This is a genomic window from Streptomyces sp. NPDC102274, assembly GCF_044766385.1.
Lineage (GTDB): Bacteria > Actinomycetota > Actinomycetes > Streptomycetales > Streptomycetaceae > Streptomyces.
The window spans coordinates 89,448-107,666 of sequence record NZ_JBIWLW010000019.1 but is presented as its reverse complement, the minus strand read 5'-3'; the positions used below and the strand labels follow the sequence as shown (position 1 = coordinate 107,666).

The following is an 18,219-nucleotide window of genomic DNA, read 5'->3' as shown; positions in this document are numbered from 1 at the left end:
GTGTGTGGGTGGGTGCCCGTGTGTGTGGGCTGGTGCCCGCCGCGGCGCGATATGCTCGCGTAAGCGGAACACCGTTCAACTTGAACGATACGGAACATTGTTCCGCTTGGCAAGACGGGGCTCCGCCGGCGCGGGCACGCCGCCGCGCGGCGTCACACGCGGCGCATGATCGCCCTGCTCGTCGACGGACCGCGCCACGGCACCCGCACCGGGTCTGTCCGACACACGGCGCTCCGGGGCCGGTGGCCGGTTTACGGGTGAGGGGTATGGCGGTGGGGCTCCGCCACCCACATACTCAAGTCTCCGAAGCCCGGGAGGGGAACCCCATGGCCATGCCGCTGACTGTCGGTGTTGAGGAGGAGTTCCTGCTGGTCGACCCGGACAGCGGGGCGGCCGTGCCCGCCTCCGAGGCGGTGATCGCCGCCGCGCCGTCCACCGGACCCGCTCAACGGCTGAAGCCGGAGGTGTCCGCGGCCGTGGTCGAGGCCGTGACGGAACCGCATCGCGAACTGTCCCTGCTGGCCGATGACGTGCGCTCCTTGCGCTCCGCCGCCGCGGCCGCCGCGGAGAAAGCGAACTGCGCGGTGCTGGCGTGCGGGACGGAACTGGTGTCCGGACCGTACATGCCGCCGACCAGCGTCCCCCGCTATCGCGCGATCCGCCAGAAGTACGGTGCTCTCGTGTTCGGCCATATACCGTGCGGCCTGCACGTCCACGTCGGTATGCCCGACCGGGAACATGCCGTCCGGGTGAGCAATCACCTTCGGACCTGGCTGCCCACGCTGCAGGCACTCGCCGCCAACTCCCCCATCTCGCTGGGGGCGGAGACCGGATACGCGAGCTTTCGGTCAACCTGGTGGGGATACACGCCGGTAGCGGGACCGGCGCCGCTGTTCGCCGACGCAGGACAGTACGACGTTCTGCTCGACAGCTTGGTCGGCTCGGGGGTGCTCCTCGACCGGAAAATGGCGTACTGGTTCGCCCGCCCTTCCGAGGACGTACCCACCATCGAGATACGGGTCATGGATGTCTGTCCCACCAGCGAGACCGTGATCATGCTGGCGGGACTGACCCGCGCACTGGTCGCCACCTGCCTGGAGGCAGTGGAACGCGATGTCCAACTCCCTCAAGTTTCCGATCAGTTACTGACAGCGGCCCATTGGCAGGCCGCTCGGTACGGCCTGGAAGGCGACGCCCTGGACCTGGCCTCCGGGCACCCGTTACCCGCCTGGACCCTGGTGGACCGGCTGGTGGAGCAGGTCGCCCCCGCGCTGTCCGACGCGGGAGACCTCGCCCTGGTCAGCGATCTGCTGACGGAGATGCGCGCGAACGGTTCCTGGGCCGGCCGGCAACGGAAGATCGTCCAGGAAGGCGGCGACCTGACCGACGTGTCGGCCTATCTCCGCTCCTTATTTCTGAAGTGAGAGTCCGGATTTCTGAAGTGAGAGGCCGGCGCGGGCACGACGGCGCTTGTCCTGCTCAGTGCCCGCTGCTTTCGTAGTGGCGGGACTGCTGCTCCCAGAAGCGATATGCGGCGTACATCAGCAGGACGCCGACGGCGGGTGCGCCCCAGCCGAGCCACGCGGGCACGGCCAGTTCCTCCTCGCGGTCCAGCAACACGGTGGCCGGGAGGTAGGCGACGAACGCCAGCGGGAAGACGAAGGTCAGCCCGAAGCCGGCGGCCGAGCCGAAGATCTTCAGCGGGTAGTTGCCGAAGTCGCTGAAGATCATGTCGATGGCGAACTTGATCGGGGTGACCTTCTTCATCCTGAACGCCAGTCCCGAGGCCGCGAGTTGCAGTGAACCCTCCACCAGCGCGCCGCCGACAACCGCCAGCAGCAGAAAGCCGACGGCTCCCGGTGACCAGTCGACGGGCGCCTGGGCCGAGGCAAAGGCCAACAGCACGAACCCGCCCAGCAGGTCGCCGAGCGCGCTCAGCCGGAGTCTGCGGGTGAGGAGTTGGATCAACGGCGACACGGGCCGGATCAGATACCTGTCGTACTCGCCCTCGACGACGACCTCGTCGACATGGATCAGCTGGTGGCCCGGGACGAGCCACAGACCGTGGGCGGTGAGCCGCAGCCCGTAGAGGAAGGCGATCTCGGTCAGCCCCCAGCCGCCGACCTCGCCGAAACGATCGAGGACCGCCCAGATGAAGGCCAGCCCGACGCCCTGGTAGAACAGACCGCCGATGATGTTGATGAACAGGTTTCCCCGGTACTGGAATTCGGAACGGAACGCCGCACCGGCCAGCAGCAGATAGACACGCAGCCATCGCATCGCCCTCACCCGCCCTGTGACATGACTCGGTGCCGCGCCCGCGACCAGACCAGCGCGGCCACCCCGCTCAGGGCGACGATCCACAGGAGCTGCACCCCGAGAGCGGCGGCGATGCCGGAGCCCTCGACCTGGCCGAGGTAGATGGCGGCCGGGGCGTGCGCGGTCGCCTGGAAGGGAAGCAGTTCCGCGGCGGTCCTGACCGGGTCCGGCATGAACCACAGCGGGACCAGGGCCCCGGAGAAGAACTGCGCGACGAAGCGGTAGGCCAGCAGGGCTCCGCTCACCTCCAGCGTCCAGAAGGACACCATGCCGAGCAGCAATCCCAGCAGCTGGCTGACGACCAGCGCGCCGAGCAGAGCCAGCGGATAGGCGAACCCGGCGGCCGACGACTCGGGGGCCCGGCCCGCGCCGACCAGCAGCGCGAACGGCAGCGCCACCACCAGGACCGGCACCGAGGCGGAGATCCATCCGAGCTGGCCGGCCAGCATCTGCCCGGGGAAGCCGATGGGGCGCAGCAGGTCCACCGCGACCTTGCCCTCGCGCACCCGCTGATCGATGGGCGACGACCGCCAGGGGCTGACCAGCGTGTATTGGAGGGTGGCCAGAGTCGCGTACGCCGTCATGGTGCCGAGGGTGACCCCGTCCACGTCCTCGCGGCCGTCGTAGAACGCGCTCCACACCACCGTCAGCAGGTAGATCTGCAGGAACATCATCACGAACGTCGACAGGTAGGACGTGCGGTAGGCGACGGCGACGCGGAATTCCATCCGGGCACAGGCGAGATGGGCTTTCATCCGCGGTCCGCGTAGATCCGGTGGATGACGCTCTCCAACTCGGGTTCCACGATCGACAGGTCGGTCACCCGGTGTTCCGCCAGGACCGCGGCGACCAGGCGGGCGGGCGAGGTCTGCGCGGGGTCGAATCGGAGCCACACCTTGCCCTCCTCGCGGCGGACGACCTCGGCACCCTCGACCCCATCGAGGTGATCGGTCTGCACGACGAGTTCGCGGTGCGGGGCGTAGCGGGCCTTCAGGTCCTCCACGTCGCCGTCGTAGGCGACTTTGCCGCGGTCTATGAGCACGATGCGCTTGCACAGTTCCTCGACGTCGTCGAGGTCGTGGGTGGTGAGGACGACCGTGGTGCCGGACTCGCGGTTGAGTTCGGCGACGAAGCCGCGTATTCGCTCTTTGGCGACGACATCGAGCCCCACGGTCGGTTCGTCCAGGTAGAGGATGCTCGGGTCGTAGAGCATCGCGGCGGCGAGGTCCCCGCGCATCCGCTGGCCGAGCGAGAGCTGACGCACCGGGGTGTCGAGGAAGGAGCCGAGGTCGAGCAGTTCGGTGAACTGCCTCTGCTTCTCGGCGAACCGGCCCGCGGGCACGTCATAGAGCCGGCCGATCAGCCACAGCGAGTCGCGCAGTGGCAGGTCCCACCAGAGCTGGCTGCGCTGGCCGAAGACCACGCCGATCTGGCGGGCGTTACGGGCGCGGTCACGCCAGGGCGTGGCCCCGGCGACCCGGACGGTGCCGGAGGTGGGCACGAGAATACCGGTGAGCATCTTGATGCTGGTGGACTTCCCGGCGCCGTTGGGACCGAGGTAACCCACCATCTCGCCCGGCTCGATCCGGAAGCTGATGCCGTCGACGGCCCGGTTGACGGTGTACTCGCGGGTCAGCAGCGTGCGGACGGCCGCGAACGAGCCATGTTGCCGCTTGGGTCTGCGGAACTCCTTGACGAGATCTGTCACCTCGATGACGGGCATACGTGCCTTTCCTGGACCGCGCGGATCCCGCGGGAAGTGGTCGATCAGCGAGTCTGCACGTCAACTCGCCCTCCCCGCCACCGAATTACCGATCAAGGCATCGGCGCTCCCGTCGCCTTCGGTATGGGCAGGACACCAAGTCCGCCCATGTCGCGTATCCGGCGGCCCGGTGTGACGTGGCTCCGCCTCCTCGCCCGCTGGTGGCCGGGTGAGGAGGCGGAGCCGTGGACTTCGTGGGTCAGTTCACTTCTTCCCGGGCTTCGGCACGAACAGCTTGATGTCCGTGAGGCTCGCGCTGCCCTCGTACACATTGGTGTAAAGGTCGCCGATGACGAAGGAGTCCGGGTAGGCGGAGTCCTTCGGCCACTGGTCAGGCCATTCGGCCTTGCCGTTGAGGTCCTTGCCCTGGACAAGGGTGTTGTTGTAGCGGCCGTCGTACTCGTCGGGCTTGACGTTGTAGTGCCAGATCGGCTTGTCGTCCACGATGAAGTCGCGGTGGAAGCGGAGCGTCCGCTGTCCGGCGCGAGCGAAGTTTCCGCCGGCCTCCAGCGTGTAGCCGGTCTCGTCGCGCTCGATCGCGAAGGTGTAGTCCTCGTTCGGCATCAGCTCCGGTTGGAGTTCGGCCGCGGACGACAACTGCTGCTCGGCGACACCGTTGGAGCAACTGGTCATGAACCACTGCGAGTTACCGGCCAGGCCGCCCTGGCCCGGGGCCCAGTTCGGCAGTCCGCTGATCCACATGTTGACCGTGTTGAAGCTGCTGTCCTTGTAGTCGTAGTACTCGTTGGTCTTCGCGTTGCAGACGCGGCCTCCGGTGCCCGTACCGACGCGGTCGGGGTGCTGGGCGAAGGAGTCCATGAGCACCTTGCGCCGGTAGTGCCAGAAGTGGTTGTTACGGGGCGCGGGGTCGGCGAAGTCCACGATGGACAGGTAGTGGAACCCGTTGTAGCCGTACTTGCCCTCGCGGACGTCCTGCCACTCGCAGTACGGGGCGGCGGCGTCGCCCTCCCAGCCGGGGCTTCTGGAGCCCTCGCCCCAGGGGTGCTGCGTCTTGCACCCGTCCTTGCTGTAACCGTTGATGCGGTTGTCATAGTCGATGGTTCCGTTGCGCTTGCCGCCGAAGTCGAGCGTCTTGAGCTTGTACTCGATGCGGTACTGCTCGGGAAGTGACTCGGTGGGCCGGAAGATGGCGCCGCCCGTGTGGTCGGGGACGTCGAGTTTCGCGACGGTGGACTTGCCCGCTTTGCCGTTGATGATGGACGGCGGCTTCTCGATGGTGCCGTCCTTGTCCCAGTCGCGGGCGGACAGCGACGCGGTCAGCCAGCCGTCCTCGCCGACCGGGAACTCCTTCCGGTACGTGGCGAAGGAGTTGAGCTGCTCGTTCCAGACGTCACCGTAGTCGTTCTGGTACCACTTGCCGTTGTCGTCCATGACCGTGTCGAACGGGTTGTCGTAGGCTTCCCTGACCCATGGCGCCTTCCCCGGGTCGAGCTTCTCGGCGAAGTTCTCGGAGTGCAGGAGCTTCCACTTCTGCTTCTGGGTGGGCGGCTTCTGTGCCTCGACGGACGCGGGAGCGGATCCGCCCGAGGTCTGTGCCACGGCGAGCAGCGGTGTGAGGGCGAGTGCGCCGCCGAGCAGGGCGGTCATCGCGTAGCGGTGTGTTCTCCGCAGCGGGAGACGAGTTCGGTGCGAGTCGGTGCGGTTCATCAGAACTCCCCGTCCGGGTCGTAGTACTTGCCGGCGTTCTCCTTGGTGACGCGCGGCGAAGGAACCACGGTGTCCTTCTCCGTCTTCTTGTCGTCGAGGATGTCGACGGCCCTGTCCAATCCGAGGCTGCCGATCTGATCGGCGTCGTTGAGGCCGGTGACCAGGTAGTTCGTGCCGTCCGAGATGGCCTTGAGGGCTTCTGCCTGGCCGTCGACGCCGGCCAGCACGATGTCCTTGTCGCGGCCGGCGTCCTTGATGGCGCGCTGGGCGCCCAGGCACATGGCGTCGTTTTCGCAGAACACCGCGTCGATGTCCTTGTGCGAGGCGAGCAGGCTCTCCGTCACGGTCAGTCCCCCGTCGGAGCTCCAGTTTCCGAAGTCGGGGGCTTCGACGATCTTGAGTCCGGCGCTGGTGAGGGCGCTCTTGACGCCGTTGGTGCGGGCCAGGCCGATGCTGTTGTCGGCGGGTCCCCCCTTGACGATCGCGACCGTGGCGGCGTCGGGTAGCTGACCGGCCAGGAACTCGCCGTTCTGCTTGCCGATCGCCTCGTTGTCGGGGCCGATCCAGCTCGTGTAGTCGCCGGTCTTGAACTTGCGGTCGACAAGCACGGCCGGTTTGCCGGCGGCCTTGATGGCGTTGAGGACGGCGGGGGCCGATTCCAGGGGGCCGCCCGAGATGATGACCGCGTCGACGCCCTTGCTCAGCAGGTCCTCGACGTTCGAGGCGAGCTTGGCCGCGTCACCGCCCGCGTCCGTGCTGCGGACCTCGACGCCCTTCTTCTTCGCCTGAGCCTTGATCGCGCGGTCCATACCGTTGAAGTAAGGTCCGCTCAAAGTGAAGTTGGCGACGCCTACCGTGTATTCGCCGTCCCCCTTGCCGCTCGTGTTCCCACCGTCGGACGAGCAGCCCGACACGGCGGTGACGAGGACGGCCCCGGCCAGCAGGCCGGCGCATCGCATCTTGCTGTGGGCGATCATGACAGCGATCCCTTTCCCGGGGTCGTCGCTCCGGCGGCGGGGCGGAGCCGCCCCGCGCGCTGGACGAGAATGACGGCAACGATGATGAGCCCCTTGAACACCTGCTGCCAGAAGCTCTGTACGTCATAGAGATTGAGCAGATTGTTGATCAGCGCGAGCACCAGAACACCGGCGCAGGTGGCGCGCACGGTGCCCTTGCCGCCTGCCAGGCTGGCACCACCGATCACACAGGCGGCGATGGCGTCCAGTTCGAAGGCGGTGCCCACGCTGGGCTGGGCGATGCCGACGCGGCTGGCGAGGATGACGCCCGCGAGTCCGGCACAGGCGCCGCTGATGGTGTAAGCGAGCACCACATGACGTCGTACGCCGATGCCCGCGAGGCGTACGGTCTCCGCGCTGCCGCCGATCGCGGTCAGTGCGCGGCCTGCCGGGGTGCGGCCGAGAAAGACTCCGCCGAGCAGGAAGACAGCGATCATGATGATCGTGGAAACAGGCACAGGGCCTACCGCGGCGGATCCCAGTTCGAAGAAGCCTGCCTTCTCCGGCGCGACCGGGGTCTCCGAGTAGACGAAGGCCAGACCGCGGATGGTGGTGAGCGCGGCGAGTGTCACCACGAAGGGGGCGAGCTGGAAGCGGGCCACAAGTGCCCCGTTGACCAGACCGAACCCGATGCCCGACGCCACTCCGATCAGCATCGCCAGCCACACGGGCAACCCGGCGGACAGACCCGCTGCGAGAATGCCGGAGAAGGCGACCACCGAGCCGACCGAAAGGTCGATGCCGCCCGTCAGGATCACGGTGAGCATGCCGAAAGCGAGCAGTCCGGTGGTGACCATCTGCTTGAGCAGATTCGTCACGTTCGCCTCGGTGAGGAAGGCGTCGGTGGTCGCACCGGCGATCGCGATGAAGACGACGAGCAGCGCGGTCAGGCCCACTTCCAGGGTGATGTCGCGCCCCGCCACCCTGAGCCTGGGCAGCCGCGGGCCTCCTGCCACCCCGTCGGCGCCGTTCTTCGAGAGATGCTCGGAATCCTTCGGAGAAGCCGAGAGTTGGTCCGTCATGCGGCGTGTCCGATCGCGTGGGCGAGGACGGAGTCCTCGGACGTACGGCCAGAGGGAAGCTCGGCGGCGATCCGTCCCTCGTGCATCACCAGCACGCGGTCGGTGGCGCCGAGTACCTCGGTGAGGTCGGACGAGATGAGCAGGACGGCCATTCCGTCGCGGGCGAGTTCGTCGAGCATTCGGTAGATCTCCACACGGGTCGCCATGTCGACACCACGGGTCGGCTCATCGAGGAGGAGCACGCGGGGTGACGTGAGCAGCCACTTCGCCAGTACGGCCTTTTGCTGGTTGCCGCCGCTGAGCGCGCGTACGGGCAACCGCGGGGAATGAGCGGGCCTGATGTCGAGACGTTCGGACATCGCCAGGGCCTCCCGCCTGCGCCGGGCCGTGTCCAGCAGAGGTCCCCTGGTCGCCGTCTTGAGTGTGGTCAGGCCGATGTTGTCCTCCGTGCTGAGGCCGAGGACCAGACCGGTGCGCTTGCGGTCCTCCGTGACCAGCGCGAGCCCCGCCCCGATGGCTTCCTTGGGGCTGCGGAACCGGTCGGTGCGTGAGCCCTCGGCCCTGATCGTCCCCGCGGCCGCACGCCGGGCACCGAAGACGCAGTGAGCCAGCTCGCTGCGGCCCGACCCGACCAGGCCGAACAGTCCGGTGATCTCACCGGCCCGCAGGGCGAAGGAGACATCATCGAACTCACCTGGTCTGCTGAGCCCCTGGACCGAGAGCAGTTCCCGGCCCACGTCGGTGCGCCGGTCGGGGTACAGCTGCTGTGGACGGCGTCCCGCCATCAGACGGATCATCTCGTTCTCGTCCGTGTGGCGCGGTGTGGTCTCGACGACGACCCGGCCGTCCTTGATGACGACGATGGTGGTGGCCAGTTCGGTGACCTCGGCGAGCCGGTGCGACACGTAGACAATGACCACGCCGCGCTCCTGAAGCCTTCGGATCAGAGCGAACAGGGCGTCCAGGTCCGCGCCCGCGAGCACTGCCGACGGCTCGTCGAGGACCAGCACCCTCGGCTCTCCGTTCTCGTCCACCAGGGCCTTGGCGATCTCCACCATCTGCTGGCGCGCGACGGTGAGGGCTCCTGCCTTGGTCCGAGGATCGATCGCCCCGAATCCGATGTCCTCCAGGAGTACCCGGGCGCGGGCGTGCGCGGCCCGCCAGTTGATGAGGCCGCCGAGCATGCGCGGATAATGGCCCATCAACAGGTTCTCCGTGACGGACAGTTCAGGGACGAGGGTGAGCTCCTGGTGGACGGTCCTGATGCCATGGGTGTGCGCGTCGTGCGGGGAGCGCAATGCGACGGTCTCCCCGTCGAGGCGCAGTTCACCGCTGCTCATCCGCTCCGCGCCCGCGAGGATTTTGATGAGGGTGGACTTTCCCGCGCCGTTCGCGCCGACCACGGCGAGCACGTCACCGGCGTGGCCCTTGAGGTCCACGCCGTGCAACACCTTGGTGGCACCGTACGACTTGTGCACCCCGCGCACGTCGAGAGCCGGCGGAGCGGGCGCACCGCTCACCGGAAGGCCTCCATCACAATGACCGTCTTCTGCCGGGTGAACTCCAGAGCCGTGTCGTGCAGGCCCTCGGCGGAACCGCCCGTGTCCTTGGGACCGCCGAAGGGCAGGTTCTCGGCACGCAGCGCGGTGCTCCCGTTGATCACGACGCCGCCCACTTCGAGCCGGCCGGCGAGAGTGAAGGCGCGCTGGATGTCCCGGGTGAAGACGGCGGCCTGGAGCCCGTACGGGGAGGCGTTGGCCATCCGCACGGCGTCCAGCGGGTCCTCGAAGCGGGCCACGGGGGCGACGGGTCCGAAAATCTCCTCGTTGAAGGCAGCGCTGTCGGTGGGCACGTCGACGAGGACGGCGGGATCGTAGAAGGCGCCACGGCGGGCGCCGCCCGCCACTTTGCGGGCACCGTCCGAGACAAGGGTGCCCACGGCCTGCTCCACGCGCTGGGCGGCGGCCTCACTGATGAGCGGGCCCACATCGGTGCCGTCGGCGAGCTGATCGCCGACGCTGAGCTTGGCGGCGCCCGACAGGAGGGCGTCCACGAAGGCGTCGTGCACGCCGCTTTGGACGTATACGCGCTTGACCGCGCAGCAGATCTGCCCGTTGCCGCGTGCGAGGCGTCCCAGGATCACGGCCTGCGCCGCGGCTTCGATGTCGGCGTCGTCGCAGACGATCAGGGCGTCATTGCCGCCGAGTTCGAGATGGACCTTCTTGAGGGTGTCCGCGGCACGGCGGGCTATCTCCCGGCCGGCGGTGGTGGATCCCGTCAGGCTGATCGCCGCGGCGCCCGCCCTGGTGGCCAGTTCCTGGGAGACATGTACCCCGCCGGTGAGCAGTTGGTGCGCGCCGTCGGGGAAGCCGGCGGCGGCGATGAGTTCCGCGATCCGGATGAGTGTGAGCGGGCACCGCACGGGCGGGTGAACGAGCACCGCGTTGCCCGCGGCGAGTGCCGCGGCCGCCTTGTGCGCGTACAGCTCGACGGGATAGTTGAAGGGCACCAACGCGGCGACAGGGCCGAGGGGTTCGCGGATCGTGACGGCGAGATGGCGTTCGAGGCCCGGCACCGCGTCGAGGGGAATCTGCCTCCCGAGAAGCCGGGTGGCCTCGCCCGCGAAGCCACGGAAGATCCTGATGGCGGCGCGGACCTCTTCGGTGGTCTGGAAGACCGGCTTGCCGTTCTCCGCGGCGAGCCGGCGGGCGAGCCCGTCCGCCTCTCCTTCGATCAACTCCGCTGCCTTCAGCAGGAGTTGTGCCCTCGCGTGGGCGGGTAGCGCGGCCATGGCGCGTTGACCGTTCGCCGCGGCTTCGAGTGCGGCGCCGATGCGCTCGGCTGTGAAGTCCTCGATCTCGCCCAGGACTTCACCTGTTCCTGGATTGTGTACGGACACAGCAGTGGTGCGGGACGTCATACGTCGGCTCTCCTGTGCGATCTTGACCGGGCAGACGAATCTCCAGAAGTCGCAGCGATGCTGACACCCACCCCGTAGTTAGTCAACAGCGGTGACAAAATGCTTGCCCGTCGCCTTTCAGTCACTCTTGAAGACGGCAAATACTGCATTGGCCAGGCGTTCCGGGCGGTGCTTTTGGCAAGTAAGTAGGTTGCAGCACGGTGGCGGGCGGGAAGTCGTACGGCAGCTCTGTCACCGCGGCCACCGCGTACCCTCGTCGTACTCCGGGGGCCAGGCGTCGCACTCCGGGGGCAAGGCCCCAGAGCTACGTGTCGAGCGCGGGCGCCGCTCGGCGGAGTTCCGCGGCCGATGCGGGATCACGGTAGACGCCCAGGTGGAGGCAGCAGTGAAAGTCCCTGACATGTCGCGCGGCGCGCGTCTCACCGCCCATGGCGCCGTCTCCACATCCCTGGCCCTGTACAGTGATCGCGCTCTGAGCGAGCTGGTGGATACGGCCGTGCCGATCGGTTCCGGCATCGGCGGGAAATCGGCTCTGCTGGAGGTCGCCGGAACCCCGGTCTTCGTGAAGCGGGTGCCCCTCACCGATCTGGAAAGGCGACCCGAGCACGTCCGGTCCACGGCGAACCTGTTCGAGCTGCCCGTCTTCTGCCAGTACGGCGTCGGCGGGCCGGGCTTCGGGGCCTGGAGAGAGCTCGCCGTGCACGCCATGACGACGAACTGGGTGCTCGCGGGGGAATACGAGGGCTTCCCCCTGATGTACCACTGGCGCGTGGTGCCGGACTCGACGCCTCTGCCCGATGAACTGGCCGACGTCGAAAGGACTGTTGCCTACTGGGGAGGCGGACCGGGGGTGCGCCGCCGGATCCGGGCTCTCCAGCGGTCCTCGGCGAGCGTCGCGCTGTTCCTGGAGTACATCCCGCAGAACCTGCACCAGTGGATGACCGCTCAGATCGAAACAGGTGAGGAGACCACCGACCGCGCCTGCGTCATGGTCGAGAAGGACCTGGAGGCCGGCACCTCGTTCATGAACGCCCACGGACTCCTGCACTTCGACGCGCACTTCGAGAACATCCTGACCGACGGCCGGCGCCTCTACTTCGCGGACTACGGCCTGGCGATCTCGTCCCGCTTCGAGCTGTCGCGGGACCACGTCGACTTCTTCGACCGGCATCAGACCTACGACCGCTGTTACACGGCCGGCTACCTGGCGAACTGGCTGGTCACCGCTCTGTACGGATACGGGAGGGACGACCGCGAGGCGCAGGTACGCGCGTATGCCCGAGGCGAGCGCCCCACGGGAGTCCCGGAGGCGGCCGCGGCGATCCTCACCCGCAACGCGCCGTTCGCCGCCCTGATGTCGGACTTCTTCGGCAAGCTCCGCAACGAGAGCAGGGAGACCCCGTACCCACTGGAGGAGATCCGCCGGATCGACCGTACACACCGGACGCCGCCAGGCCCGCCCCTCGGGCGGACGGCGCTATTTTGAAGACAGACCCTGGGGCGTGTCGCGAAAGTCCCGTTCGGCGAGGTTCGGTGCGTCGTCTCCCGGGCGCAGTGCGTCGACGACGAGGTCGAGCAGCCGACCGGTCCGCTCAGGAGTGTGGCCGGCCGCCGTGGCGAGGAATACGCCGAGAAGCATCGTGGTGACGTCCCCGGGATCGACGTCCGCGCGAAGTGAACCTTCGCGTGCTCCCTGCGCAAGGATCGTTCCGATCGCGGCGGTGACGCGCTCCCGTGTGGTCGGTGTCGCGATCCGCCCCGAGGCCCAGCCGGTGCGGAGCGTGTCGATCATCCCGCGCTTCGTCGCGACGAATGCCGCGTAGCCGTCCATCCACGCACGGAGCGCGACCTCGGGCGGGAGCTTGTCGAGCAGGCCGGGGGCGCTCGTGGCGACGTCGTCGAGTTCGGCGGCGTAGACGGCCTCGACGAGTGCCTCGCGGGTCGGAAAGTGGCGGTAGAGCGTGCCGATTCCGACCCCGGCCTCGCGGGCGATGCTCTCCAGCGTGACGGTGTCGTCGGCGGCCGCGAAGGCGGCTCTGGCGGCGGCGACGAGCTTCTCGCGGTTGCGCCGCGCGTCGGCGCGGACCGGGCGATCGGCACCGGCGGGCAGATCGGCTTGAACGCCAGTGGGCGTCGGTTCGGGCAGACTCAAAGCGGAGGCACCTCCGGTAGTGCTACAGTCCCATTAGCGGAGGTCCCTCCGCTTCTTTTATCATCTCACGAGGACGGAATTCCATGACACCCAGCAGCACGCCGTCCCCCGAGGTCACAGCCACCGGGGTGCCGCGTCCTGGAGGCCGCGGCCTGCTCGCCGACCGCCCCGTTTCCCGCGTCGGCTACGGTGCGATGCAGCTTGAGCGCCTCCGGGGCGACCGCGGCGCCGCCATCGCGCTCCTGCGCCGCGCGGTCGAACTCGGCGTCGACCACATCGACACCGCCCAGTTCTACGGCGACGGTCTCGTCAACGGGCTTATCCGTGAGGCGATCCGCCCCGAGGACGGCGTCCTCGTCGTCAGCAAGGTCGGCGCCGACCCGAACCCCGGCGGCCCCCTCCCGCTTCGTCCCGCACAGCGGCCCCAAGAGCTCCGGGCCAGCGTCGAGGACAACCTCACGAGCCTCGATGTCGACCGGATCCCGACCGTGAACCTGCGCCGCCTCGACACCGGCCCCGGCCTCCGGCCCGAGGCGGACCAGGTGGTCGACCTCGACGACCAGCTCGCGGTGATGGTCGCGATGCGCGATGAGGGCAAGATCGGCTCGATCGGGCTGAGCAGCGTGACTCTCGACATCCTGCGCCGGGCGATCCCGGCAGGCATCGCCTGCGTGCAGAACGCCTACAGCCTCGTGACCCGCGAGGACGAGGACATGCTGGAACTCTGCCTCGCCGAGGGGATCGCCTGGGTTCCGTACTTCCCGCTCGGCGGCGCGTTCCCCGGCATACCGAAGGTGACCGACGAGCCGGCCGTGCGCGCCGCGGCGCAGTCCCTCGACAGCACCCCTTCACAGGTCGGCCTCGCCTGGCTGCTTCGACACGCCCCGAACGTGCTTCTCATCCCGGGCACCGCCGACGCCGGCCATCTCGAAGCGAACGTCGCCGCGGGCAGCATCGCGCTCGACGACGCGACGCTCGACGCGCTCGACGCCGTCCCGTCACGCTCGGCGGACATATCGCTCGGCTGACCTACGCCGGGAAACGCCCACTGCGCACCCCGGTTCGCTGCCATCACCCCGCGGGTCGACACACCTATGGCGGCTACGACTTCGCGGGCGTATCCATGGCCCCAGTACTCGGGCAGAAGGGAATAGGACACTTCTCGGCGACCGCCGAACCGGGACTTCGGATCCATCGGTACCGATCCGACCACGGTCTCGGGGTCCGTCCAGAGCCGGGTGAACTCATTCGCCTCGGCGTGTTCGGCGGGTCGCAGCAGGAGTGAGATCGCCGACGAGCGGGTGGTGCAGGCGTTCGCGGGGCGCACGCGTAGCGGACTTGATGCTTCCTTCACTCCCATTCCGCCCCTTGACTCCAAGAGAAGAGGCAAAGAATCTGATTCTTCACCTGATTCACCGTCAATTTCATAGAGGTGATCCATGACGGCGAGTGACACCGAGGGCGGCTCACCGGCGACCCCCGATCCCGCGCCCCCGTCACCGGCTTCCAGGAGACGTCTCCGGCTCAATCTGAACCGCAACGCCGCGGCCTTGGCCTTGGTGTCCGCCGCCGTGGGGGCGGTCGCGGGGGCCGTTCTGACCCCGCTCGGGGAACACTGGATAAAGACCCTCCTCGATGAGCCGACCTGCCCCGGCGAAGCGTGTGAGGGCAAGAATCCACAGAATCAGGGGTGTGCGGAGGACGCACGCACGTTCAAGCCCACGGTCGGTAACCCCGCTGTTCTCCAGATCCGTTACAGCGAGGAATGCGAGGCGGTTTGGGCGAGGATCGAGCAAGGCAACAAAGGAGATCTGGTCACCGTGGCGGTCACCGGCGGAACCAAACGGACCGCGGAGATCGAATACGGGAACGACAAGTTCACCAATATGGTCGCGACCACGGATGGCGAGTTCGAGGTATCGGCCTGCGCGGTCCCGAAATCGAACGGCGAGAGCACCTATGAGACTTACTGCGTACGCGCCACCGAGGCCACCGCGTGGCGGTGACTCACCTGCGGTCGTGCCGGGACAGCCCGCGCGCTGAGCCCTCCGACGGCGTCGACCGGAGTGCGCCACCCGGTCCCGTGCTCGGGGAAAGAGGCTCGCGGGTGTGTCGCTCAGCGGGGAGGAACGGTGATCCGTACGCGGTGGCTGTCGTTGTCGGAGAGGAATGACGCCAGTTCCCGCCCCTGCTCGGCGACGGCGGCGCGGTCGGCCGGGGAGAGGGGGCGCAGCGGGGTCACCATCACGGTGCCTGCCTCGACGTTCCAGGTCGCGGCGACCCGGCCGTCGACCAGGACAACGCGAGCGCCCGCGACCGACAGGCCGCGGTGGGCGTCGTCGATGATCCGGCCGCGGTCGTGATAGCCGAGGATCGCGTTGTCGAACGCCGGCAGGAACCGCACCGGGGCGGGTGTGCCGGGGTCGGGGCGCGGCGCGTCGGGGAGGTCCAGCAGTTCCCGGCCCCGCTCGTCGCGGAAGGTGACCAGCTCCTCGCGTATCGCGGCGACCGCGGCAGGCAGCCCGGCGAGGCCGCACCAGGCGCGCAGGTCGGCCGAGGCCGCGGGGCCGAACACGGCCAGATAGCGCCGTACCAGCGCCTGGCCCACAGGATCGGCGCCGTCCGGTGACGGAGGGTCGATCTCGCGACCCAGCCAGGACGAGAGCGGGACGTTGCGCACCCCCGCCCGCGTCCGCCAGAGCCCGCGCGGCGGCAGCTGTGCCATCGGGACGAGGGCGGCGATCAGCATCTCCCCCAGGGCTCGCGACCCCGGCGTGGGCCAGCGCTCGGCGAGCGCCCGCGCGAGCTCGGTCATCGAGCGGGGCTCGTTGTCGGCCATGACCGCCCGGCCCGCCGCGGCGAGCTCGTCGAGGTCTATCCCTTCGAGCTCGCGGCGGTAGTTCCCGAGTACCCGTTGGCGCAGCATGGTGTCGTGGCGGGCACGCCAGGCCAGAGCGTCGCCGGCGGTGACGAGGTGGACGGTGCGGCGCATGAGATGGGTCCGCACCACACGCCGTCCGGTCAGCAGATCCGAGAGCGCGGCCGGATCGAACCCGCGCAGCCGCGACCAGAGTCCGACGAACGGTTCCTGCGGTTCCTGCGCCTGCAGACCGCCGAGGTGCGCGACGGCGTCGAGGACCGGTACGTCGGCGCGATCGAGCAGCAACTGCCGGGCCAGCGTCGCGCGGTTGAGCGCCCGGGTGTCGAGAACGGTCACCGGGTCACGCCCGCGGCACGCTCGCCGGCCGATACCGCGGCGGGCACGGGCACCGCTCTGGGGGCGGACGGCGCTGCTCTCGCCACACGCCCCGGTGCCGCGCGTTCGACGGCGGGCGGCACGATCTCGTCGATCCGGCCGAGGACCTCGTCGCCGGACATCATGCTGTCCGGGCGGTAGGAGCTGACCTGAATACCGGTCCGCCCCGGCTCACGCATCTTCACGGTGGCGCCGTTCCCTTCGATTCCGTGTATGTCCTGGGGTCAGGACCGGACGGCCGGCGGGCACAGGACCGGACGGCCGACGGGCAGCCGCCGCCCGGTCCTGGTCCACCGCGTCCCGAGGCCCTGGTTCACCGCGTCCGGTTCACCGCGTCCCGTGCGCGGCACCGGGTCGGGGCGGTGGCCCGACCCGGTCGGGATCCGTCACCGGTCAGGTTGACGTCTGCCCGTCGAGCGTCTCGCGCAGGATGTCCGCATGCCCGGCGTGCTGGGCGGTCTCGGCGATGACGTGCGTCAGCACCCGGCGCACGCTGCGCACCGCTCCCGGCTCGTTCCACGGCGCCTCCGGCAACGGGTGCGTCGCCGACAGGTCGGGCACGGAGGCGATGACCTCCTCGCTCCGGGCGGCGACCCGCTCATAACGTGCGACGATCCCGGTCAGTGTGTCGCCGGGCAGCATCCGGAAGTCGTTCCGGTGGTCGATCGCCCACTGCGGGAATTCGTGTGCGGTGCCGGCCGCGAAGTCTTCCCAGGTGACGCCGTCGGGCAGGTCGTAACGCAGGGCCGACGGGCCCTCGACCGCGAAGCGCATCCATCCCTCCTCGATGGACGCGACATGCTTGATCAGCCCGCCCAGACACAGCGCACTGACCGTCGGGCGCTCGCCGGCCTGCTCATCACTGAGCCCGCGCACCGTGTTGGTCAGCGCGCGTCGCGCGGCCGCGAGCTGGGCGAGCAGGTCGGTCCGCTCGGCGTCGAGGGTGGAGGGGGGCGTGGTCGTGGCGGTCACGGTGATCAGGTCCTTCGTTTCGTTCTCGTTGTCTGGCACGAGACAACAGTCGCAGCAGAAGCGGACAGGATGTGGCCTCTTCTCACGGCACCATGGAAGACATGCCGAAGACTTCAGCACGACTGCTCTCGCTGCTCTCCCTGCTCCAGGCGCGCCGGGACTGGCCCGGGGCGCTGCTGGCCGAGCGGCTGGACGTCAGCCCGCGCACCGTGCGCCGCGATGTCGACCGCCTGCGCGAACTCGGCTATCCCATAGCGGCTTTCAAGGGGCCCGACGGGGGGTACCGGCTCGACGCCGGCACGGAGCTGCCCCCGCTGCTGTTCGACGACGAGCAGGCCGTGGCCCTCGCCGTCGCGCTCCAGATCGCCACCACCACCGGCGCCGGCATCGAGCAAGCCGCGGCACGCGCGCTGACCACGGTCCGGCAGGTCATGCCCGCCCGGCTGCGCCACCGTATCGACACCCTCCGGGTCACCACCGTCGAGCCGCCCGCGATCCGGCCGAACCCCCAGGTCGGCAGCAGCCTGCTCATGGCACTCAGCGCCGCCGTCCACACCCGCGAGGTGCTGCGCTTCGACTACGCCCCCGCATCTCCACCGGGAGCCACCGGCGACGACCGCGCCGAACCCCCGCCGCGCAGGGTGCAGCCCCACCACCTCGTCACCTGGGGCGGGCGGTGGTATCTCGTCGCCTGGGACCTCGACCGTGAGGACTGGCGAACCTTCCGAGCGGACCGGATCACCCCGCGTATCCCCACGGGGCCCCGCTTCACCCCGCGTGAACTGCCCGGAGGGAACGTGGCGGCTTTCGTGGCCGGCAGGTTCCAGGGCTCCGACGGCGCCGGCGACTGGCCCTGCCGCGGCGAGGTGATCCTCGACCTGCCCGCCGCCGCCGTGTCGCGCTACACCCGCGACGGAGTCGTCGAAGAACTCGGTCCGGACCGCTGCCGGCTCGTTCTGGGCTCGTGGTCATGGCCCGGCCTGGCGGCCACCATCGGCCGGTTCGACGCCGACATCGAGGTCGTCGGCCCGGCCGAACTCAAGGACGCCTTCGGGTACCTGGCCCGCCGCTACGCCAACGCCGCGACCGACGCGCCCGCCATGCCGCCCCCGGTGCCATGAGCCATGCGCCA

Annotated in this window: 17 protein-coding genes; 5 read left to right on the top strand and 12 right to left on the bottom strand. The window is 69.0% G+C overall.

Translation table 11 applies throughout. The annotated features are described in order from the left end of the window. The first annotated feature begins 326 nt into the window (after positions 1 to 326). Entirely contained in the window at positions 327 to 1,424 is a 1,098-nt protein-coding gene (locus ACIRQP_RS24685; protein WP_403893292.1) for a glutamate--cysteine ligase, read from the top strand. 55 nt (positions 1,425 to 1,479) lie between these two features. Here ACIRQP_RS24685 and ACIRQP_RS24680 read toward each other — a convergent pair whose 3' ends face one another. The 8 genes from ACIRQP_RS24680 to ACIRQP_RS24645 form a co-directional block, all read right to left on the bottom strand. Next, complete coding sequence (locus ACIRQP_RS24680) at positions 1,480 to 2,280, bottom strand: ABC transporter permease (protein WP_403893291.1); 801 nt, start codon at positions 2,278 to 2,280, stop codon at positions 1,480 to 1,482. 5 nt (positions 2,281 to 2,285) lie between these two features. Beyond that, a complete protein-coding gene (locus ACIRQP_RS24675) occupies positions 2,286 to 3,074 on the bottom strand; it encodes an ABC transporter permease (protein ID WP_403893290.1) in 789 nt (262 codons plus the stop codon). Next, on the bottom strand, positions 3,071 to 4,042 hold the full coding sequence (locus ACIRQP_RS24670; protein WP_403893289.1) for an ATP-binding cassette domain-containing protein: 972 nt from the start codon (positions 4,040 to 4,042) through the stop codon (positions 3,071 to 3,073). Before ACIRQP_RS24670 ends, ACIRQP_RS24675 begins: the two co-directional genes overlap by 4 nt. 243 nt (positions 4,043 to 4,285) lie before the next feature. Then, positions 4,286 to 5,749: a mucin-5B gene (locus ACIRQP_RS24665; protein ID WP_403893288.1), complete on the bottom strand. Its 1,464-nt coding sequence runs from the start codon at positions 5,747 to 5,749 to the stop codon at positions 4,286 to 4,288. Further along, positions 5,749 to 6,726, bottom strand: coding sequence for a sugar ABC transporter substrate-binding protein (locus ACIRQP_RS24660; protein WP_403893287.1), 978 nt, complete (start codon positions 6,724 to 6,726; stop codon positions 5,749 to 5,751). Before ACIRQP_RS24660 ends, ACIRQP_RS24665 begins: the two co-directional genes overlap by 1 nt. Next, positions 6,723 to 7,787 (bottom strand): ABC transporter permease, encoded by a 1,065-nt coding sequence (locus ACIRQP_RS24655; protein ID WP_403893286.1) that lies wholly within the window; start codon positions 7,785 to 7,787, stop codon positions 6,723 to 6,725. Before ACIRQP_RS24655 ends, ACIRQP_RS24660 begins: the two co-directional genes overlap by 4 nt. Continuing rightward, positions 7,784 to 9,307, bottom strand: coding sequence for a sugar ABC transporter ATP-binding protein (locus ACIRQP_RS24650; RefSeq protein WP_403893285.1), 1,524 nt, complete (start codon positions 9,305 to 9,307; stop codon positions 7,784 to 7,786). Before ACIRQP_RS24650 ends, ACIRQP_RS24655 begins: the two co-directional genes overlap by 4 nt. Further along, on the bottom strand, positions 9,304 to 10,707 hold the full coding sequence (locus ACIRQP_RS24645; protein WP_403893284.1) for an aldehyde dehydrogenase family protein: 1,404 nt from the start codon (positions 10,705 to 10,707) through the stop codon (positions 9,304 to 9,306). Before ACIRQP_RS24645 ends, ACIRQP_RS24650 begins: the two co-directional genes overlap by 4 nt. 400 nt (positions 10,708 to 11,107) lie before the next feature. Between ACIRQP_RS24645 and ACIRQP_RS24640 the strand changes: the two genes are divergently transcribed. Then, positions 11,108 to 12,193 (top strand): protein kinase family protein, encoded by a 1,086-nt coding sequence (locus ACIRQP_RS24640; protein ID WP_403893343.1) that lies wholly within the window; start codon positions 11,108 to 11,110, stop codon positions 12,191 to 12,193. Here the strand turns inward: ACIRQP_RS24640 and ACIRQP_RS24635 are convergent. Beyond that, on the bottom strand, positions 12,185 to 12,859 hold the full coding sequence (locus ACIRQP_RS24635; protein WP_403893283.1) for a TetR/AcrR family transcriptional regulator: 675 nt from the start codon (positions 12,857 to 12,859) through the stop codon (positions 12,185 to 12,187). The genes ACIRQP_RS24640 and ACIRQP_RS24635 overlap by 9 nt on opposite strands. 83 nt (positions 12,860 to 12,942) lie before the next feature. Between ACIRQP_RS24635 and ACIRQP_RS24630 the strand changes: the two genes are divergently transcribed. Together ACIRQP_RS24630 and ACIRQP_RS24625 are read left to right on the top strand one after the other, a co-directional pair. Beyond that, positions 12,943 to 13,887 (top strand): aldo/keto reductase, encoded by a 945-nt coding sequence (locus ACIRQP_RS24630; RefSeq protein ID WP_403893282.1) that lies wholly within the window; start codon positions 12,943 to 12,945, stop codon positions 13,885 to 13,887. A 531-nt stretch (positions 13,888 to 14,418) separates the two neighbouring features. Continuing rightward, positions 14,419 to 14,865 carry a DUF2690 domain-containing protein gene (locus tag ACIRQP_RS24625; protein WP_403893281.1) on the top strand — a complete coding sequence of 149 codons (447 nt, stop codon included), beginning with the start codon at positions 14,419 to 14,421 and terminating at the stop codon, positions 14,863 to 14,865. Positions 14,866 to 14,975: 110 nt separating this feature from the next. Here ACIRQP_RS24625 and ACIRQP_RS24620 read toward each other — a convergent pair whose 3' ends face one another. From ACIRQP_RS24620 to ACIRQP_RS24610, 3 genes are all read right to left on the bottom strand, one after another. Then, positions 14,976 to 16,076, bottom strand: coding sequence for a winged helix DNA-binding domain-containing protein (locus ACIRQP_RS24620; protein ID WP_403893280.1), 1,101 nt, complete (start codon positions 16,074 to 16,076; stop codon positions 14,976 to 14,978). After that, positions 16,073 to 16,300, bottom strand: coding sequence for a hypothetical protein (locus tag ACIRQP_RS24615; RefSeq protein WP_403893279.1), 228 nt, complete (start codon positions 16,298 to 16,300; stop codon positions 16,073 to 16,075). The genes ACIRQP_RS24620 and ACIRQP_RS24615 overlap by 4 nt, the downstream gene beginning before the upstream one ends. A gap of 208 nt (positions 16,301 to 16,508) precedes the next feature. Further along, complete coding sequence (locus ACIRQP_RS24610) at positions 16,509 to 17,087, bottom strand: DinB family protein (RefSeq protein WP_403893342.1); 579 nt, start codon at positions 17,085 to 17,087, stop codon at positions 16,509 to 16,511. Positions 17,088 to 17,188: 101 nt separating this feature from the next. Here ACIRQP_RS24610 and ACIRQP_RS24605 point away from each other — a divergent pair, with 101 nt between their 5' ends. Continuing rightward, complete coding sequence (locus ACIRQP_RS24605) at positions 17,189 to 18,208, top strand: helix-turn-helix transcriptional regulator (protein ID WP_403893278.1); 1,020 nt, start codon at positions 17,189 to 17,191, stop codon at positions 18,206 to 18,208. The last annotated feature ends 11 nt before the right edge of the window (positions 18,209 to 18,219 follow it).

What these genes read in the sequence shown, in the direction of transcription:
- ACIRQP_RS24675 (WP_403893290.1), bottom strand. Translation starts at nt 3,074, where the DNA reads ATGAAAGCCCATCTCGCCTGTGCCCGGATGGAATTCCGCGTCGCCGTC.
- ACIRQP_RS24680 (WP_403893291.1), bottom strand. Translation starts at nt 2,280, where the DNA reads ATGCGATGGCTGCGTGTCTATCTGCTGCTGGCCGGTGCGGCGTTCCGT.
- ACIRQP_RS24645 (WP_403893284.1), bottom strand. Translation starts at nt 10,707, where the DNA reads ATGACGTCCCGCACCACTGCTGTGTCCGTACACAATCCAGGAACAGGT.
- ACIRQP_RS24640 (WP_403893343.1), top strand. Translation starts at nt 11,108, where the DNA reads ATGTCGCGCGGCGCGCGTCTCACCGCCCATGGCGCCGTCTCCACATCC.
- ACIRQP_RS24630 (WP_403893282.1), top strand. Translation starts at nt 12,943, where the DNA reads ATGACACCCAGCAGCACGCCGTCCCCCGAGGTCACAGCCACCGGGGTG.
- ACIRQP_RS24685 (WP_403893292.1), top strand. Translation starts at nt 327, where the DNA reads ATGGCCATGCCGCTGACTGTCGGTGTTGAGGAGGAGTTCCTGCTGGTC.
- ACIRQP_RS24670 (WP_403893289.1), bottom strand. Translation starts at nt 4,042, where the DNA reads ATGCCCGTCATCGAGGTGACAGATCTCGTCAAGGAGTTCCGCAGACCC.
- ACIRQP_RS24655 (WP_403893286.1), bottom strand. Translation starts at nt 7,787, where the DNA reads ATGACGGACCAACTCTCGGCTTCTCCGAAGGATTCCGAGCATCTCTCG.
- ACIRQP_RS24665 (WP_403893288.1), bottom strand. Translation starts at nt 5,749, where the DNA reads ATGAACCGCACCGACTCGCACCGAACTCGTCTCCCGCTGCGGAGAACA.
- ACIRQP_RS24660 (WP_403893287.1), bottom strand. Translation starts at nt 6,726, where the DNA reads ATGATCGCCCACAGCAAGATGCGATGCGCCGGCCTGCTGGCCGGGGCC.
- ACIRQP_RS24605 (WP_403893278.1), top strand. Translation starts at nt 17,189, where the DNA reads ATGCCGAAGACTTCAGCACGACTGCTCTCGCTGCTCTCCCTGCTCCAG.